Below are 2,115 nucleotides of genomic sequence, written 5' to 3'. Positions count from 1 at the left end.
ATACCAGTGATGTCTTGAATACCAATATCTCTACGTGCTCTCGTAGTAGAACCACCATTTTTATCATTAAAATCTTTTTCTTCTGCATTGTTAATGATGTAAAGAATGGGCTCGTAATTTTTTTTATCAGACTTATTGTTATTATTTGATGTCATGGCTGTTTACCTTATTATTATACTATAACTTCTTACTATTTTATTATTTATATTTTATTTAAAACTTATGATTTTATTGTTAGATAGTAGTTTAACATATAGTGCATTTTGATTCGGGAGGTTCAATATTTTTGATTTTATCACGATCTTCATTCATTTTATTTATTGTTCGTTTAATATTAACATTATTAATGTATTCGTTTATATTAGGAAAATCTTTGCTTACATTTTCTGATGTCATGTTAACATAGGTATCTTGGATATTTAAATTTTTAAAACTTTTCGTTTTACCTAATAAACGTAAATAATATATAACAAAACTGTCTGCGTTTCTCATTGTTGCTTTTTTTAGAGTGTTCTCATTTTCAAATAATTTATCTATAAGTTCTTCTTCAGAAAGGTTAATTTTATTTTCTTTAAAAAGTGTTTTTATTAAATAGTTCCCAGAAAAAATTTTTGATTTCTCATAAGATCTATCAACAGATTTATTAAAAATTTTAGTTAAAAAACTAGGATTTTTAAAAATATTTTTCAATCCTCTATAATATAATTCAAAGTTTGTAATTAAAGTAAGAGGAAGATGTTCATTATTAACAGTAGATAAAATCTCTGCGTTCTTAAATACTAGCCTTACATTAAAATCCTTAAGATAATAATTATCTACTATGATAAATTCTTTTAAAGAATGCATAATTTCATGTAATATGGTCAAGTGGCATGCTGCATTGTTTCTCTTGAAGAAATCTTCATATAATACGATAAAATTATATTCTCTAAAGTATTCAGCGATAGTACTCCTATCTTTGTCTTCTTTTTTATTCGCAAAATAAACTCTATTATCTATTTTTTTATAAAATTCCTCACTATTATTCTTAACCTCATTAGTTATTTTTCTGAATTCAAGAACATCTTTATCATCGTGCTTGTACAATGGGAATATATTATCCAATAATTTACGTAGTTCTTTATCTGTTTGTTTTTCCACTATTTCTTTTATTTTTATTGTTATATTATAGACATTTTCAAATCCCTTCCTAACTATTTCCACTCTTTCTTGATTTAATATTTCTGCAATTTTTAATGGATACCCTATGGGTTTTTTAATTTGTTTTGTTTTTTGATCATATAAACTTTCCACCCAAACTAGTTCTTCTTCAGAAAAATTAAAATTAGAGTTTTTTGAAATAGGATATGTGGGACTCAATAGATAACCTATTTTTCCATTTCTTCTCTGCGGAGGATTAAATTTAACAGTTAAAAACTTAAATTTGAGTTTTGGCAACTTGCTTAAAACTCCAAATAACAGGATAACCCCTAAATCAATAGCAAGACTTGTTGCAGCTTCATTACGTTCTTCTTCAGTATCGCCCTCAATCGCTTTATCTATCCTTAATCCAATTTCGCCTGATACTCCAATAAAAGTAACTACCCCAACAAGAATAGAACCCGAGAATAGCGAAACAGGAAACATTAATAGATTAAACATATTTAATCCATCAATCCAGGTATCTTTCGTGATTTCGCTATCAGATCTAATTAAGGTATCAGCATCACTATTTAATTTTTTCTGTAAATTTTCTGTCATTATTTGGAATACATCATTTGAAATAATAGTATTATTTTTATTTATATTCTTTCCGCTGTAGTCCCAGTCACCAGAACCTAATTTCTTTAATCCATTATACACTCCAGTCTTTCCAATAATGGGCACACCATCCTGATTATTATATAAAGAAAAATGTTGAGCGAATTTTATTCTTTTATCGTCATCTTTTCCTTGTTCTGCAATCCATTTCCGCATTTCCGTATCGTCATTAAAAACACGGAATGGTTGATTTTCATTAGGGTAATAAACTATGGTTTTTCCTTTATCATCGACAAACCGTAATATATCAACAGAATTATAACCATTTATGTCGATAAGATAGATGCTTACATTTGATTTAATGGGAGTGGCATT

Annotated in this window: 1 protein-coding gene; it reads right to left on the bottom strand. The window is 27.2% G+C overall.

Translation table 11 applies throughout. The features are described from left to right. Window positions 1-246 precede the first annotated feature (246 nt). The coding region (locus G468_RS24300) for a dermonecrotic toxin domain-containing protein (RefSeq protein ID WP_034250401.1) at window positions 247-2,115 on the bottom strand (1,869 nt) is incomplete at its 5' end.

This window comes from Arsenophonus nasoniae DSM 15247, from assembly GCF_000429565.1.
In the GTDB taxonomy this organism is placed as follows: Bacteria; Pseudomonadota; Gammaproteobacteria; order Enterobacterales; family Enterobacteriaceae; genus Arsenophonus; species Arsenophonus nasoniae.
This window is presented reverse-complemented; position numbering and strand designations above follow the sequence as displayed.